The organism is Mycolicibacterium pulveris (genome assembly GCF_010725725.1).
GTDB classification, from domain to species: domain Bacteria; phylum Actinomycetota; class Actinomycetes; order Mycobacteriales; family Mycobacteriaceae; genus Mycobacterium; species Mycobacterium pulveris.
Window position 1 is genome coordinate 5160753 of the sequence record NZ_AP022599.1, and the last position, 14338, is coordinate 5175090.

At 68.3% G+C, this 14338-nt stretch carries 13 protein-coding genes; 4 read left to right on the top strand and 9 right to left on the bottom strand.

The window, feature by feature from the left end:
• Positions 1–17 precede the first annotated feature (17 nt).
• Positions 18–455, bottom strand: coding sequence for a nitroreductase family deazaflavin-dependent oxidoreductase (locus tag G6N28_RS25040; protein WP_163905092.1), 438 nt, complete (start codon positions 453–455; stop codon positions 18–20).
• A gap of 88 nt (positions 456–543) precedes the next feature.
• Here G6N28_RS25040 and G6N28_RS25045 point away from each other — a divergent pair, with 88 nt between their 5' ends.
• Positions 544–738, top strand: coding sequence for a hypothetical protein (locus G6N28_RS25045; RefSeq protein ID WP_163905094.1), 195 nt, complete (start codon positions 544–546; stop codon positions 736–738).
• On the opposite strand, the gene G6N28_RS25050 is transcribed toward G6N28_RS25045, so the two are convergent.
• The 6 genes from G6N28_RS25050 to lspA form a co-directional block, all read right to left on the bottom strand.
• A complete protein-coding gene (locus G6N28_RS25050; RefSeq protein WP_163905096.1) occupies positions 735–1142 on the bottom strand; it encodes an SRPBCC family protein in 408 nt (135 codons plus the stop codon). The genes G6N28_RS25045 and G6N28_RS25050 overlap by 4 nt on opposite strands.
• A gap of 17 nt (positions 1143–1159) precedes the next feature.
• The gene (dnaE, locus tag G6N28_RS25055; protein WP_163905098.1) at positions 1160–4702 is read right to left on the bottom strand and encodes a DNA polymerase III subunit alpha; all 3543 of its coding nucleotides are present in this window, start codon (positions 4700–4702) and stop codon (positions 1160–1162) included.
• 78 nt (positions 4703–4780) lie between these two features.
• Entirely contained in the window at positions 4781–5485 is a 705-nt protein-coding gene (locus tag G6N28_RS25060; RefSeq protein WP_264073005.1) for a TetR/AcrR family transcriptional regulator, read from the bottom strand.
• Positions 5486–5542: 57 nt separating this feature from the next.
• The gene (rarD, locus tag G6N28_RS25065) at positions 5543–6457 is read right to left on the bottom strand and encodes an EamA family transporter RarD (protein WP_163905102.1); all 915 of its coding nucleotides are present in this window, start codon (positions 6455–6457) and stop codon (positions 5543–5545) included.
• The gene (locus G6N28_RS25070) at positions 6454–7383 is read right to left on the bottom strand and encodes an RluA family pseudouridine synthase (RefSeq protein WP_163905104.1); all 930 of its coding nucleotides are present in this window, start codon (positions 7381–7383) and stop codon (positions 6454–6456) included. Before G6N28_RS25070 ends, rarD begins: the two co-directional genes overlap by 4 nt.
• On the bottom strand, positions 7383–8006 hold the full coding sequence (gene lspA / locus G6N28_RS25075; protein ID WP_163905107.1) for a signal peptidase II: 624 nt from the start codon (positions 8004–8006) through the stop codon (positions 7383–7385). The genes G6N28_RS25070 and lspA overlap by 1 nt, the downstream gene beginning before the upstream one ends.
• Positions 8007–8048: 42 nt before the next feature.
• Here lspA and G6N28_RS25080 point away from each other — a divergent pair, with 42 nt between their 5' ends.
• Together G6N28_RS25080 and G6N28_RS25085 are read left to right on the top strand one after the other, a co-directional pair.
• Positions 8049–8966: an asparaginase gene (locus G6N28_RS25080; protein ID WP_163905109.1), complete on the top strand. Its 918-nt coding sequence runs from the start codon at positions 8049–8051 to the stop codon at positions 8964–8966.
• Positions 8967–8978: 12 nt separating this feature from the next.
• Entirely contained in the window at positions 8979–9440 is a 462-nt protein-coding gene (locus G6N28_RS25085; protein WP_163905111.1) for a hypothetical protein, read from the top strand.
• Here the strand turns inward: G6N28_RS25085 and G6N28_RS25090 are convergent.
• Positions 9422–10786 carry a DNA polymerase IV gene (locus G6N28_RS25090; protein ID WP_163905113.1) on the bottom strand — a complete coding sequence of 455 codons (1365 nt, stop codon included), beginning with the start codon at positions 10784–10786 and terminating at the stop codon, positions 9422–9424. The genes G6N28_RS25085 and G6N28_RS25090 overlap by 19 nt on opposite strands.
• A gap of 37 nt (positions 10787–10823) precedes the next feature.
• Between G6N28_RS25090 and G6N28_RS25095 the strand changes: the two genes are divergently transcribed.
• Positions 10824–11042 (top strand): RNA-binding S4 domain-containing protein, encoded by a 219-nt coding sequence (locus tag G6N28_RS25095; protein ID WP_163905115.1) that lies wholly within the window; start codon positions 10824–10826, stop codon positions 11040–11042.
• A gap of 78 nt (positions 11043–11120) precedes the next feature.
• Here G6N28_RS25095 and ileS read toward each other — a convergent pair whose 3' ends face one another.
• Positions 11121–14258, bottom strand: a complete 3138-nt coding sequence (gene ileS / locus G6N28_RS25100) for an isoleucine--tRNA ligase (RefSeq protein ID WP_163905117.1) — start codon at positions 14256–14258, stop codon at positions 11121–11123.
• Positions 14259–14338 lie beyond the last annotated feature (80 nt).

Here is a 14338-nt window from a genome sequence, read left to right on the forward strand (position 1 = left end):
CCACCAACCTGCGGTTATCAGCTAATCGGGGTCAGTACGAAGACCGGGATCACACGATCGGTCTTCTCCTGGTATTCGGCGTAGTCGGGCCAGGCCTGCACCGCGCGCCCCCACCAGAGCGCCTTCTCGTCGCCGACGACCTCACGCGCCTCGTAATCCCTGGTGACGGCGCCGTCCTGCAGCTGCACCCGCGGATGCGCCTTGACGTTGTGGTACCAGACCGGGTGCTTGGGCGCGCCGCCCAGCGACGCCACTATCGCGTACTCGCCGTCGTGTTCCACCCTCATCAGCGGCGTCTTGCGGATCTTTCCGGTCTTTGCTCCGAGCGTGGTCAACAGCACCAGCGGCTTACCCTTCAACTGAACCCCCTCGGTGCTGCCCGACGTCATGATCTCGTCGGCGTGTTCGCGCACCCAGTCCCACGGGCTCGGTTCATAATCTCCGGAAAGAGGCATGTCACCAGCTTAGGGCCCGCCGAAAATCCCCCGCCCTGACTCAGTGTTTCGGCTAGCCGAAATTTAGGTTGCGAGCTATCGTGGACGCATGACCGTGCATGACGAAGTGAGCATCGCCGGCGTTCCCTGGCCGGTGTACAAGGTGCTGTCCGTCGTGATCGGTCTGGTGGTGTTGGGAATCGTGGCGATCGCGACGACGACGGCGGCGCCTGCCGTGCTCGCCGGGGCAGCCGCAGCCACCGTGACCTGGGTGGTCCTGCGCCCGTTCCAGCGCGCGGGTTAGCTTTCACCTTCCACCAGTCGGCGCAGCGTCGCGAGATCGGCGGCGACCGCGTCGGCGTCGGCCGCGAACTGCTCGTCGGTCATCCCCGGCTGCCGCCGCAGCGTGAACACCACCTCGCAACCGGTCTCGTCGACCCCGCCCGGCACCACCCGCAACGGGTTGTAGACCGCCTGCCCGGACGGCAACCGCACCACGTGATCGAGGACCCCGAACTCGTTGGGTGGGGAGAACTCGACCGTCACCTGCCCCATCGGTGAGTCGGCCACCCACCCGTCGGCAGTGCGGCGCAACCCGCCCTCGGCCAGCCCGGCGGCCCACCGCGGCCAGGTCTGCGGGTCGGCGGCGAACTCGTAGACCGCTTCGGCCGGGGCGTTGACCCACACGCTGATGTGTCGTGACTGCATGGCGTGCCCGTGGCGCATCAGCCGCCGAGGCAACCGGGGCCGAGCAACGCCTTGAGGTCCCCCATCAACGCCGACGACGGCGTGACCCGCAACGACGAATCCAGTTCCAGCGTGGTGATCCGCTCACCGCTGATCAGCCGCAGATGGACCTGCGACGTGCCCGGGTGGCGGACCAGGACCTGTTTGAGCGCGGTGACCTTGTCGACCGTGCACTGCCGCGTCGGCAGGCTGACCGCCAGGGGCCGGTCCAAAACGGCGTTCGAGAAATCCGGCACCACCAACTCGTTGGCGATCAGCGCGATCCTGTCGTCGCGGATGGCCACCTTGGCGCCGACCAGCACGACGGCGTCGTCGGCGATCTCCGCACCGAACGTGGAGTAGGTCTGCGGGAAGAACAACACCTCGATGCCGCCGGTGAGATCCTCCAACTGCGCTGAGGCCCAAGGTAACCCGTTCTTGTTGACCCTGCGATTCACCGAAGCGAGGATGCCGCCGACCCGCACCTGGGTGTCGTTGGCGACGTCACCGTCGAGGATGGCGGGGATCGGTGTGTCGACCTGGGCGGCCAGCAGATGCGCGATGCCGTCGAGCGGATGCCCCGACACATACAGGCCGAGCATCTCGCGTTCGAGCGCCAGCTTGTGCTTGTCCTCCCACTCCTCGTCGGGCACCTTGATCGTGAACACCGCGTCCGTCGCCGTGTCGGCGCCGCCGAACAGATCGAACTGGCCCATCGCCTCGGCCTTCTTGGTACCCAGCACCGATTCCACGGCGTCGGTGTGCACCAGGAACAGGCCCTTGCGCGGATGGCCGAGCGAGTCGAAGGCCCCCGCCTTGATCAGCGACTCGGTGACCTTCTTGGTGCACGCCGCGATGTCGATCTTGTTCAGGTAGTCGGAGAAGTCGACGAACTTGCCCTTGGCGGTACGCGTATTGATAAGCGACGCAACAACGTTCGCGCCGACATTACGCACAGCGCCCAAGCCGTAGCGGATGTCCTCACCGACCGAGGCGAAGTTCACCGCGGACTCGTTGACGTCGGGCGGCAGCACCGTGATGCCCAGCTTGCGGCAGTCGGCGAGGTACACCGCGGCCTTGTCCTTGTCGTCGCCCACCGACGTCAACAGACCGGCCATGTACTCGGCGGGATAGTTGGCCTTCAGGTACGCCGTCCAGTACGACACCAGCCCGTAGCCGGCGGCGTGTGACTTGTTGAACGCGTAGTCGGCGAACGGCAGCACGGTGTCCCACAACGCCTTGATCGCGGCCGCGGAGAACCCGTTGGCCTTCATCCCCTCCGAGAAGCCCTCGTACTCCTTGTCGAGCACCTCACGCTTCTTCTTGCCCATCGCCTTGCGCAGAATGTCTGCTCGTGCCAGCGAGTAGCCGGCCACCTTCTGCGCGATGCGCATGATCTGCTCTTGGTAGACGATCAGGCCGTAGGTCTCGGCGAGAATGTCGCGCAGCGGTTCCTCGAGTTCGGGATGAATCGGTTTGATCGCCTGCTTGCCGTTCTTGCGGTCGGCGTAGTCGTTGTGGGCGTTCATGCCCATCGGGCCCGGCCGGTACAGCGCCAGCACGGCGACGATGTCGTCGAAACCCGTCGGCTGCATGCGCCGCAGCAGGTCCCGCATCGGGCCGCCGTCGAGCTGGAAAACGCCCAGGGTGTCCCCGCGTCCCAGCAGCTCATAGGTGGCGGGGTCGTTGAGCGGCACCGAATCCAGATCGAGGTCAACACCCCTGTTGGCCTTGATGTTCTCCAGCGCGTCGCCGATGATCGTCAGGTTGCGCAGGCCCAGGAAGTCCATCTTCAGCAGGCCGATGGCCTCGCACGACGGATAGTCCCAGCCGGTGATGATCGCCCCGTCCTGCGGCCGTTTCCACAGCGGGATGGCCTCGGTCAGCGGCTCGCTGCTCATGATCACCGCGCAGGCGTGCACACCCGCGTTACGGATCAACCCCTCCAGGCCGCGCGCGGTCTCGTAGATGGTGCGCACATCGGGGTCGGTGTCGATCAGGCCGCGGACCTCGGCGGCCTCCTTGTACCGCTCGTGGTTCGGGTCGGTGATCCCCGACAGCGGGATGTCCTTGGCCATGATCGGCGGCGGCAACGCCTTGGTGATCCGATCGGCGATCGCGAAGCCCGGCTGGCCGTAGTGCACGCGGGCGGCATCCTTCAGCGCGGCTTTGGTTTTGATGGTGCCGAACGTGATGACCTGAGCGACGCGGTCATGGCCCCACTTGTCGGCGGCGTAGCGCACCATCTCGCCGCGGCGCCGGTCGTCGAAGTCGATGTCGATGTCGGGCATCGACTCGCGTTCGGGGTTGAGGAACCGCTCGAAGAGCAGGCCGTGCTCGATCGGGTCGATGTCGGTGATGCGCAGTGCGTAGGCCACCAACGATCCGGCCGCCGATCCCCGGCCGGGCCCGACGCGGATGTCGACCGAGCGGGCATAGTTCACCAGGTCGGCCACGATCAGGAAGTACGACGGAAAGCCCTTCGCGCAGATGACGTCGATCTCGTAAGCGGCCCGGTCGACGTACTGGTGCGGCACGCCCGCGGGGAAGCGGCGCGCCAACCCGGCGTCGACCTCGTGACGCAGCCACGACGCCTGGTTGTGGCCTTCCGGGACCGGGAACGTCGGCATCCGGTCCCGCGGTTGCCACACCTCGGCGTAGGACGAGACCCGTTCGGCGATCAGCAAAGTCGCGTCGCAGGCGCCGGGAAGCTGGTCGTCCCACAGGGCGCGCATCTCGGCCGCGGACTTGAGAAAATAGCCATCCCCGTCGAACTTGAACCGGTTGGGATCCGACAGCGTCTTGCCGGTCTGTACGCACAACAGCGCCTCGTGGTTCTGGGCGGCGTCACGGGTCACGTAGTGGCAGTCGTTGGTGACCAGCGGCGGGATCCCGAGCTTGCGGCCGATCTCCAGCAGGCCTTCGCGCACCCGCCGCTCGATGTCCAGGCCGTGGTCCATCAGCTCGAGGAAGTAGTTGTCCGGCCCGAAGATCTCCCGCCACTTGGCGGCCGCTTCCAGCGCCTCGCGGTCGTGGCCGAGCCGCAACCGGGTCTGCACCTCCCCGGATGGACAACCGGTGGTGGCGATGATGCCCGCCGCGTGTTCGGCGATGATCTCGGCGTCCATCCGCGACCACTTGCCCAACTGGCCCTCGAAGGACGCCAGCGACGACAGCTTGAACAGGTTGCGCAGCCCGGTCGCGTTCTCGGCGACCATGGTCATGTGGGTGTAGGCGCCGCTGCCCGAAACGTCGTCGCCCTTCTGGCTCGGATCTCCCCACAGGACCCGTTTGGTGTCAAACCTCGACGCCGGGGCGATGTAGGCCTCGACACCGATGATCGGCTTGATCCCGACCTCGGTGGCCGTGTTGTAAAACTCGCTGGCGCCGAACATGTTTCCGTGGTCGGTCATGCCGACCGCGGGCATCTCGAGCCGCTGCGCCTCGGCCAGCAGCGGGGTGATCTTCGCGGCGCCGTCCAGCATCGAGTACTCGGTGTGGTTGTGAAGGTGCACGAAGGACCGCGACGACGAACCGCTCATAGGCAGGCCAGTCTATGACCGCCCGCCGACACTTCCCGGCGTGTCGCGCTGCGTGTCTTCAGACCCTCGGCCGATCCCCTAGTTCATCTCGGCGCCCGGCCACCCACAGGCCGGGCCGACGGTGAGCGGACGCGTCCGGGACGCATCATCCAGCAATCCACCGACCAGCAGCAGATGCAGTTGCTTGGCAATTTTCTGGGTCTCGTCCGGCCGGTGCGCGAAACTGGCAAAGAATCCCATTCCCCAACACATCGCCGACAGCATGTCGGCGACCGCGTCCGCGTCGATGTCGTCGGGGATCTCGCCTCGGCGGATCCCGTCGTCGACCAGCCACCGGTAGAACCCGTCCACCGCATCGGCGACGGGCGAGTTGGCACCGCGCAGGGTGGGGTTTCGGTGCTGCTCGAGCCGCGACGCGACGATGAACCGGGTGACCGACCCGTCGGAGGTATCGCGCCTGCTCGCGGCGGACACGAACGCCGCGAGCTGTTTCAGCAGGCTCTGCTCCCGCTTGGCGGCGTCGATGCACTCGACGATCACCGCGTGCGCCTCGCGGGTCAGCTCGTCGTAGATCTGCTCTTTGGTTTCGAAGTAGTAGTGCATCGTCGGGCGGCTGAACCCGGCCCGCTGGGCGATCGCCTGAAAGGTCGCCGCTTCGTAGCCCCGTTCGTTGATCACGTGGCGGGCCGCGCGCAGGATGCTCGCGCGCGTCTCGGCAGAATCGGTACCGGTCGGTCGTCCACGTCCACGTCCGCCTGCTGCCGGCCGGCTCCGACAATCCACGAGCAAACGCTATGGCATTGCTGGATCAAGGTCAACAGCAACGACCTTTCGGGCCGGTTACAAGTTAGCTGCATCGGCGGTCAGCGCGGGTAGCCGACGATCGGCACGGGCGCGTCGCATGGCATCGACGCTGAACACCACCAGCGCCGCCCAGATGAGCGCGAAACCCAGCCAGCGCGCCGGGGGCATCGGTTCGTCCCCGATGGCCACACCCCAGGCCATCTGCAGCGCCGGGTTCAGGTAGAACAGCACCCCGAGCGTCACCAGGGGCAGCCGCTGCGCGGCGGCGGCGAAGAGCAACAACGGAATTGCCGTCACCGGCCCGGCCAGCAACAGCAGCGTCGCCTGGCCGGGTCCGTGGTTCACGAAGTGCGCTTGACCGGCGATCTGCAACCAGGCCAGATAGCCGACCGCCACCGGCAGGCCCCACAGCGTTTCCACCGTCACGCTCACCCGGGGATCGGCGTCGACCACCTTCTTGATCAGGCCGTACAGGCCGAACGACACGGCGAGCACCAACGCGATGTACGGCGGCTCGCCGACCTCCGCGGTCAGGATGCCCACCGCGACGACCGCCAGGCTCAGCGCGACGAGTTGCCACGCGCCCAGTCGCTCGCGAAAGATCACCACCCCCAGCGCCACGCTGATCAGCGGGTTGATGAAGTACCCGAGGGCGGCGTCCACCACGTGCTCGTTGGTGACGGCCCAGATGTAGGTGCCCCAGTTGATCCCGATGAACGCCGCGGCCGCCAGCAGCTGCAACCAGGTGCGTGCGCTGAGCCGGCGCAGGTCACCGAGGCGGTGGGCGACCGCGAGGACCACCAGCAGGAACACCGCGCTCCACACGAAGCGGTGCGCCAGCACCTCGGTGGCGGTGGCGGGCAGCAGCAACAGGAAGAACCCCGGGCACAGCCCCCACCACACGTAGGCGCCGACCCCGAACAGCAGCCCGGACCGGCGGGGCTGGGTCACAGCTCGTGGTTGCGCAGTACGTCGAGGGCGTGCTGCAGATCGGCGGGGTACGGGCTGGTGATCTCCACCCGCCGGCCGTCGGCGGGATGCGCGAAGGCCAACGACCGCGCGTGCAGCCACTGACGCGTCAGGTCAAGCCGTTTCGCCAGGGTGGGGTCCGCGCCGTAGGTCAGATCGCCCACACACGGGTGGTGCAGCGCCGCGAAGTGCACGCGGATCTGGTGGGTGCGCCCGGTTTCCAGCTCGACGTCGAGCAGGCTGGCGGCCTGGTGCGCCTCGAGGGTGTCGTAGTGGGTGACGCTGTGCCTGCCGTTTTCGGTGACGGCGAACTTCCAGTCGTGCCCGCGGTGCCGGCCGATCGGTGCGTCGATGGTGCCGCTCGACGGATCCGGATGTCCCTGCACCAGTGCGTGATAACGCTTTTCGACGGTGCGCTGTTTGAACGCCCGCTTCAGCACCGTGTAGGCACGCTCGGACAGGGCCACCACCATGACACCTGACGTGCCGACGTCGAGGCGGTGCACGATGCCCTGCCGCTCGTGGATGCCCGACGTGCTGATGCGAAACCCCGCGGCGGCCAGCCCGCCAAGGACCGTCGGTCCGGTCCATCCGACGGTGGCGTGGGCGGCGACGCCGGGTGGCTTGTCGACGGCGACGATGTCGGCGTCCGAGTACAGGATGGACATGCCGTCGATCTCGACGGGCGTGTTCTCAACCGGCGCAGGCGGTTCCGGTAGCCGCACGTCCAGCCACGCTCCAGCGGTCAGCCTGTCGGACTTGCCGACCGGCGCGCCGTCCAGGGTGATTCCGCCCTCTTCGGCCAGGGCGGCCACCGCCGTCCGCGACAACCCGAGCAGCCGCGCCAGCCCGGCGTCCACCCGCATTCCCGCCAGCCCGTCGGGGACCGGCATCGAGCGGTCGGCCATCAGCCGCCTTCGTCGCCCGCGCGCCGGCGGCCGACGGTGTCGAAGTCGAACCCGAACAGCGACAGCACCACCAGCAGGATGGCCCCGCCCACCACCGACGGGTCGGCCACGTTGAACACCGGCCACCAACCGATCGACAGGAAGTCGACGACATGACCGTGCAGCGGCCCCGGCGAGCGGAAGAACCGGTCGACCAGGTTGCCCATCGCGCCGCCGAGGATCATGCCGAGCCCGACCGCCCACCACGGCGACACCAGCCGCCGGCCCATCCAGATGATGCCGATCACCACCCCGGTGGCGATCAACGTCAGCACCCAGGTGTAACCGGTGGCCATCGAGAACGCCGCCCCGGAGTTGCGCACCAGCGTCCAGGTGATTGTGTCGCCGATGATCGATACCGGTTGACCGGGTGTCAGCAGCTTCACCGCGAGCACCTTGGTGACGATGTCGGTCACCAGCACCACCGCGGCGACGGCCAGCAGCAACCGCAGCCGCCGTTTCGGCGCGGGCTGCGCCGCCTCGCCGTCCGGTGTCACGGCACCCTCGCCCTCGTCGGTCACCGGCGCAGCCTCCGTCTCGCCGCCGGTGCGGCTGGGGGCCGACCCCGAGGTTTCATCAGTCACTCCCCCATCATCCCAAAGTTTCGATGAGGAAGAATTCGGCCCATGGCTCGCCTTGTCGTCGTCACCACCGGCGGCACCATCGCCACCAGTACCGGCGACGACGGCGTCAAGCGCCCGACACGCAGCGGGGTGGAGCTGACCTCGGGTCTCGACGTCGAGGTCGTCGATCTGATGGCCCTCGACAGCTCCCAGTTGACCCCGCCCGATTGGGACCGGATCCGCGCGGCCGTGCCCGGCGATGCCGCCGGTGTGGTGATCACCCACGGCACCGACACCATGGAGGAGACCGCGCTGTGGTTGGAACTCACCTACGACGGCGCGGTGCCCGTGGTCCTGACCGGCGCGCAACGCAGCGCCGATGCTCCCGACGCCGACGGGCCCGCCAACCTTCGTGACGCGCTGACGGTCGCGGCCTGCCCGGCGGCGCGCGGCCTGGGTGTCGCGGTGAGCTTTGCGGGGACCGTCTGGCAGCCGCTGGGCCTGCACAAGGCGGCCACGGGCGGCCCGCAGAGCTTCGACGGCCGGGCCATCGGTGCGGTGGTCGACGGCGCGGTCACCCTGCACTCGCCGAAAGAGCGGCCGTTTCTCGGCGGGCTGTCGGCGGCCGCGGCGCCGCGGGTCGACATCGTCGCGACCTATCCCGGCGGGGATGCGGTGGCGCTGGACGCGTGCGTGGCCGCGGGGGCCCGGGGCGTCGTGGTGGAGGCGCTCGGCGCGGGAAACGCGCCGGCGGCGCTGATCGAGGGGGCCCGACGGCACATCGCTGCGGGCATTGCGGTGGGGGTGTGCACGCGGGTTCCCGGTGCCCGGGTCACCGCCGACTACGGACCCGGCGCCGAGCTCGTCGACGCGGGCGCCGTCGTGGTGCCGCGGCTGCGGGCGCCGCAGGCCAGGGTGCTGTTGATGGCGGCGCTGGCCGCCGAGTGCCGCGTCGCCGATGCGTTCGCCCGGTGGGGCTGATAGAGAGGAACGGTGCCTGTTCGTCGCGTCGCCGTCGCGGCCGGGCTCGTCGGCCTGGGCCTGACCGCGGCTCCGGTCGCGGCGGCCCAGCCGGGGCCCGACGACGACATCCGCGACTACCCCGTGGCGCAAGGCCGCTACAGCACCCCCGACGACTTCTATCACGTGTTCTTCAAGACACCCGACGGCCTGTTCTGCGGCATCGGGCCGAACGGAGGTCCGGTGGGCTGCGACGCCGTGCCGCGGGACGCGCCGCCGGGCACCGACCAGACCGTCGTCAACAGCTGGGCGCCCGCCGAGTACCGCCACTCCGGCGCCCGCACGTTCACCCGTGATGTCGACGTCCTTCCGGTGGGGTACCGGCTGGAGAACTGGGGGGCGACCTGTGCGGTCGAGGACGTGGGCGTGGTGCGCTGTGAGACCTACAACTCGCACGGGTTTCGGCTCTCCGCCGATTACGGCGAGCTCTGGTAGCGGTTGAGTTCCTCGAGGTAGTCCGCCCAGTCCAGGCTGTCGACGGGGTTGGCGCGGGCGATGTCGGCGCAGTTGTCGGAAAAGGTGCGCGCGACGCCGGGACCCGTGCTGCGGGTCTCGAAGCGCACCGTCATCACCCCGTGCCCGGCACCCTGAATCCAGCCGTGGCCGTGCTCGGTGTGTGTCACGTCGTCGCCGATGCGCCAGGCCGGCGGGGTCGCGGCGGCGTCGGTCAGCGTCGGCGGCATCTCGGTATCGGACACCTCTTCGGCGACCAGGTCCAGATCCGGGAACAATGACTCCTGGCGCACTTCCGAAAGACCCGAAAACCCAACTCCGACAAGGCGGATCGGCCCAACCTCGACAGGGTCGAGAAGCAACCGCCGCGCCGTGGCGATCAGCGTGGCCGCGTCGACGGTGGCGTACGGCAGGGTCGCCGAGCGGGTGAGGATGCTCATGTCGGACTTACGCAGTTTGACGGTGACCGTGCGGGCGCCGCGGCCGTCCTTCTCCAGGCGTCTGTGCGCGTGCTCGCCGATCGTGGCGACCGCCTCACGCAACTGATCCAGCGTGATCAGGTCGGTGGGAAAGGTGGACTCGGCGCTGATCTGCTTGGCGGGGGCGTTCTCGGCGACCGGGCGCTCGTCGATGCCCTGAGCGAGGCGGTGTAGCGCTGGCCCGACGGTGGCGCCGAGGATGTTGGCGGCTTCGGCGTCGGTCAGCGCGGCGAAGGCCCCGATGGTCTCGATGCCGAGGCGGTGCAGCTTCTCCTCGGCGACCGGCCCGATGCCCCACAGCCTGCGCACCGGCAGCCCGTGGAGCAGCGCCCGTTCCTCGGCGCGGCGCACGACACGGATGCCGTCCGGCTTGGCGAGATCGGAGGCGATCTTGGCGACCTGCTTGCCCGATCCGGCGCCGACCGAGGCGACCAGCCCCGTCTCGTCGAGCACCCTGGCCTTCAACGCGCGACAGAACTCCTCGACCTCGTCGCCGGAGGCGCCCGCGAGCTCCGCGGGCTCGCCGAACGCCTCGTCGAACGAAAGCTGTTCGAGCACAGGCACCAACGTGCGGACGGTGTCGAACACGCGACGGCTGGCGACCCCGTACACCACGCCGCGCGGCGGCAGCACCACCGCCGAGACGCCGACCAGCCGGCGCGCCTGGTGCATCGGCATCGCGGATCGCGCGCCGAACACCCGCGACTCGTAGCTCGCGCCGGCGACCACGCCCCGGCCGCCGAGCCCGCCCACCAGCACCGGCCGCCCGCGCAACGTGGGGCGGGTCAGCTGCTCGACCGACGCGAAGAACGCGTCCATGTCGAGGTGCAGCACCCAGCGACCGTCCACATCTGAGGATGCTATTGGGCCGTGACATCCTGTCGGGGTGGCTAGGGATGAGGTGGCGATCACCGACGGCACCATCCGGCTCGGCCAGTTCCTCAAGCTCGCCGGGTTGATCGAGTCGGGCGCCGACGCCAAGGCCGTGATCGCGAACGGTTTGGTGAGCGTCAACGGCGAGGTCGAGCACAGACGCGGCAGGAAATTGCAGGTCGGCGACGAGGTGTCGATCGCCGGGCGCACCGCGGTGGTCACCAGCGGCTAGCCCTCTTGCGCCGAAAGCGCACCCACGGTTGTCATCGCGGCGAAAGCACGACCGTGGCTTCACGCTCGCCGACTCGCGCTATGCCTTGGCAATCGCCACCCGCACGCCGTCGCCGATCTCGGCGCCGTCGGCGGGATCGCCGAACTCGAAGCTGGTGGCCAGGATTTCGCCGGCGATCAGGTCCTGATGGGCGTGGGCCCACGCCTCGCGCTCCCGCGGAACCGCCATGACGACCGAGATCCGGTCCGACACGTCCAGGCCCGTCGACTTGCGCAGCTCCTGCAGTTCGCGAATCATGTCGCGCGCCCAGCCTTCGGCCTCCAGCTCGGGAGTCACCGTCGCGTCCAGCACCACCAACCCCTCCCCGTCGGGCAGCGCCGCGGTGTACTCCGGATCGGCGGCCACCAGCCGCGAGCTGTACTCCTCGGGTTGCAGCACCGCCGGGCCCGCGGTCAGCGTCCCATCGGGGTTCGTCACGGCCTCGCCCGCCTTCACCGCCTTGATCGCGGCCTGCACGTCCTTTCCGAGCCGCGGCCCGGCCACCTTGGCGTTGACGGCGAGCTCGAAGCGGCCGTATGTCGCGATGTCGTCGGTGAGCTCGACCGCCTTGACGTTCAACTCGTCGGCGATCAGGTCGACAAAGGGCTGTAGCCGTTGCGAATTCTGCACCGCCACAGTCAGTTTCGGTAGCGGCAGCCTCACCCGCAGCTTCTTGGCCTTGCGCAACGACGAGCCAGCGGAGGCCACCTCGCGGACCTGGTCCATGGTGGCCACCAGCTCGGGGTCGCCGGGCAGCACATCCGCTTCGGGCCAGTCGGTCAGGTGCACCGACCGCTCCTCGGTCACGCCGCGCCAGATCACTTCGGTGGTCAGCGGCAACAGCGGCGCGGCCAGCCGGGAGGTGACCTCCAGCACGGTGTGCAGCGTGTCGATGGCGTCGGCGTCCTCGTCCCAGAATCGCGAACGTGACCGGCGGACATACCAATTCGTCAGCGCGTCGGTGAACTGGCGCAACTGGTTGCACGCGCCGGAGATGTCGCAGATGTCCAGCGCCTCGGTGAGGTCGTCGCGCAGCGCGGCGAGCTTGGCTAGGATGTAGCGGTCCAGCACGTGTGTCGAGTCGGTGCGCCACCGGCCCCTCTTGGGGGCGTACAGGCACAGGAAGTTGTAGGCGTTCCACAGCGGCAGCTGAACCTGGCGCACGCCCTCGCGGATGCCCTGCTCGGTGACGATGAGGTTGCCGCCGCGCAGGATCGGCGAGGCCATCAGGAACCAGCGCATCGCATCGGAGCCGTCACGGTCGAACACCTCGGTGACGTCGGGGTAGTTGCGCAGCGACTTGCTCATCTTCTGGCCGTCGTTGCCCAATACGATGCCATGTGCCACACAGGTTTTGAACGCGGGCTTGTCGAACAGCGCGGTGGCCAGCACGTGCAGCGTGTAGAACCAGCCGCGGGTCTGGCCGATGTACTCGACGATGAAATCGCCTGGGAAGTGCGGCTCCTCGGTGGCGGTACCGTCGAACCAGTCGCGGTTCTCGAACGGATAGTGCACCTGCGCGAACGGCATCGACCCGGAGTCGAACCACACGTCGAGCACATCGGGGATGCGCCGCATCGTGGAGCGGCCGGTCGGGTCATCGGGGTTGGGCCGGGTCAGCTCGTCGATGTAGGGCCGGTGCAGGTTGTCCGGGCGCACCCCGAAGTCGCGCTCGAGCTCGTCGAGGCTGCCGTAGACGTCGACGCGCGGATGCGCTGGATCGTCGGACTTCCACACCGGAATCGGCGTTCCCCAGTAGCGGTTTCGCGAGATCGACCAGTCCCTGGCACCGGCCAGCCACTTGCCGAACTGACCGTCCTTGACGTGTTCGGGATACCACGTGATGTCCTGGTTCAGCTCGACCATGCGGTCGCGGAACTCGGTCACCTTGATGAACCAGGACGACACCGCCCGGTAGATCAACGGGTTTCGGCACCGCCAGCAGTGCGGGTAGGAGTGGTCGTAGGTTTCGTGACGCAGCAGCACCGCACCGTTGACGGCCGCCCCGGCCGCACCGTTCTTCAGGTCGCGGATGATCTGCGGGTTGGCGTCGAACACGTGTTGGCCGGCGTAATCCGGCACGGTGTCATCGAAGCGGCCCCGGGCATCGACCGGCGTGACGGCGACGATCCCGGCGGCCTGGGCCGTGGCCATGTCGTCCTCGCCGTACGCCGGCGACATGTGCACGATGCCGGTGCCGTCGTCGGTGCTGACGAAATCGGCGGGCAACACCTGAAACGCGTTGCGCGCCTTGGCGTCATCGGCGAAATACGGAAACGGTGGCAGATAGCGCACACCGAGCAGGTCGCGCCCGGTGACAGTGGCCAGCACCTCGGGCTCGTCGCCGAGTTCTCGCGCGTACGCGGCCAGCCGCGCCTGGGCCAGCACATAGCGTCTGCCGTCGGGACCCTGCACGTGGACATAGGTGACGTCCGGGTTGACGGCGACGGCCTGGTTGGACGGCAGCGTCCACGGGGTGGTGGTCCAGATCAGCAGGTAAGAGCCGTCGAACTGCCCGCCGGTGACCTTCAGGCCGACGGTGATCGCCGGGTCCTGGCGGCTCTGGTAGACGTCGTCGTCCATCCGCAGCTCATGGCTGGACAGCGGTGTCTCGTCGTTCCAGCAGTACGGCAGCACCCGGTTGCCTTCGTAGGCAAGACCCTTGTCCCAGAGCTGTTTGAACGCCCAGATCACCGACTCCATGAACCCGAGATCCAGCGTCTTGTAGTCGTTGTCGAAGTCCACCCAGCGCGCCTGACGCGTGACGTATGCGCGCCATTCGTCGGTGTACTTGAGCACCGAAGCCCGGCAGGCGTCGTTGAACTTCTCGATGCCCATCTCCTCGATCTGGGCCTTGTCGGTGATGCCGAGCTGGCGCTGCACCTCGAGTTCCGCGGGCAGTCCGTGGGTGTCCCAACCGAACCGGCGCTCCACTTTGTAGCCGCGCATGGTGCGGTACCGCGGCACGATGTCCTTGACATAGCCGGTGAGCAGGTGGCCGTAGTGCGGCAGGCCGTTGGCGAACGGCGGGCCGTCGTAGAACACGTACTCCGGCGCATCGTCGCGTCGGGCGATGCTCGCGCGGAACGTGTCGTCGCGTTCCCAGTATTCGAGGACGTCGGCTTCCAGCGCCGGAAAGTTCGGCGCCCCGCTGCTCGGCTTCGGATAGGCGGTCACGGTGGTGCGTTGTCTCCTGTGCCACAAGATCCAGGCACGGGGACGACGTCGCGCGGTGCGCGAGCGCCGCGGTACCACCC

Excerpts from the sequence above, each read along its gene's own strand:
- G6N28_RS25050 (WP_163905096.1), bottom strand. The coding sequence starts at position 1,142 with ATGCAGTCACGACACATCAGCGTGTGGGTCAACGCCCCGGCCGAAGCG.
- dnaE (WP_163905098.1), bottom strand. The coding sequence starts at position 4,702 with ATGAGCGGTTCGTCGTCGCGGTCCTTCGTGCACCTTCACAACCACACC.
- G6N28_RS25045 (WP_163905094.1), top strand. The coding sequence starts at position 544 with ATGACCGTGCATGACGAAGTGAGCATCGCCGGCGTTCCCTGGCCGGTG.
- G6N28_RS25070 (WP_163905104.1), bottom strand. The coding sequence starts at position 7,383 with ATGGCCGACCGCTCGATGCCGGTCCCCGACGGGCTGGCGGGAATGCGG.
- G6N28_RS25040 (WP_163905092.1), bottom strand. The coding sequence starts at position 455 with ATGCCTCTTTCCGGAGATTATGAACCGAGCCCGTGGGACTGGGTGCGC.
- G6N28_RS25080 (WP_163905109.1), top strand. The coding sequence starts at position 8,049 with ATGGCTCGCCTTGTCGTCGTCACCACCGGCGGCACCATCGCCACCAGT.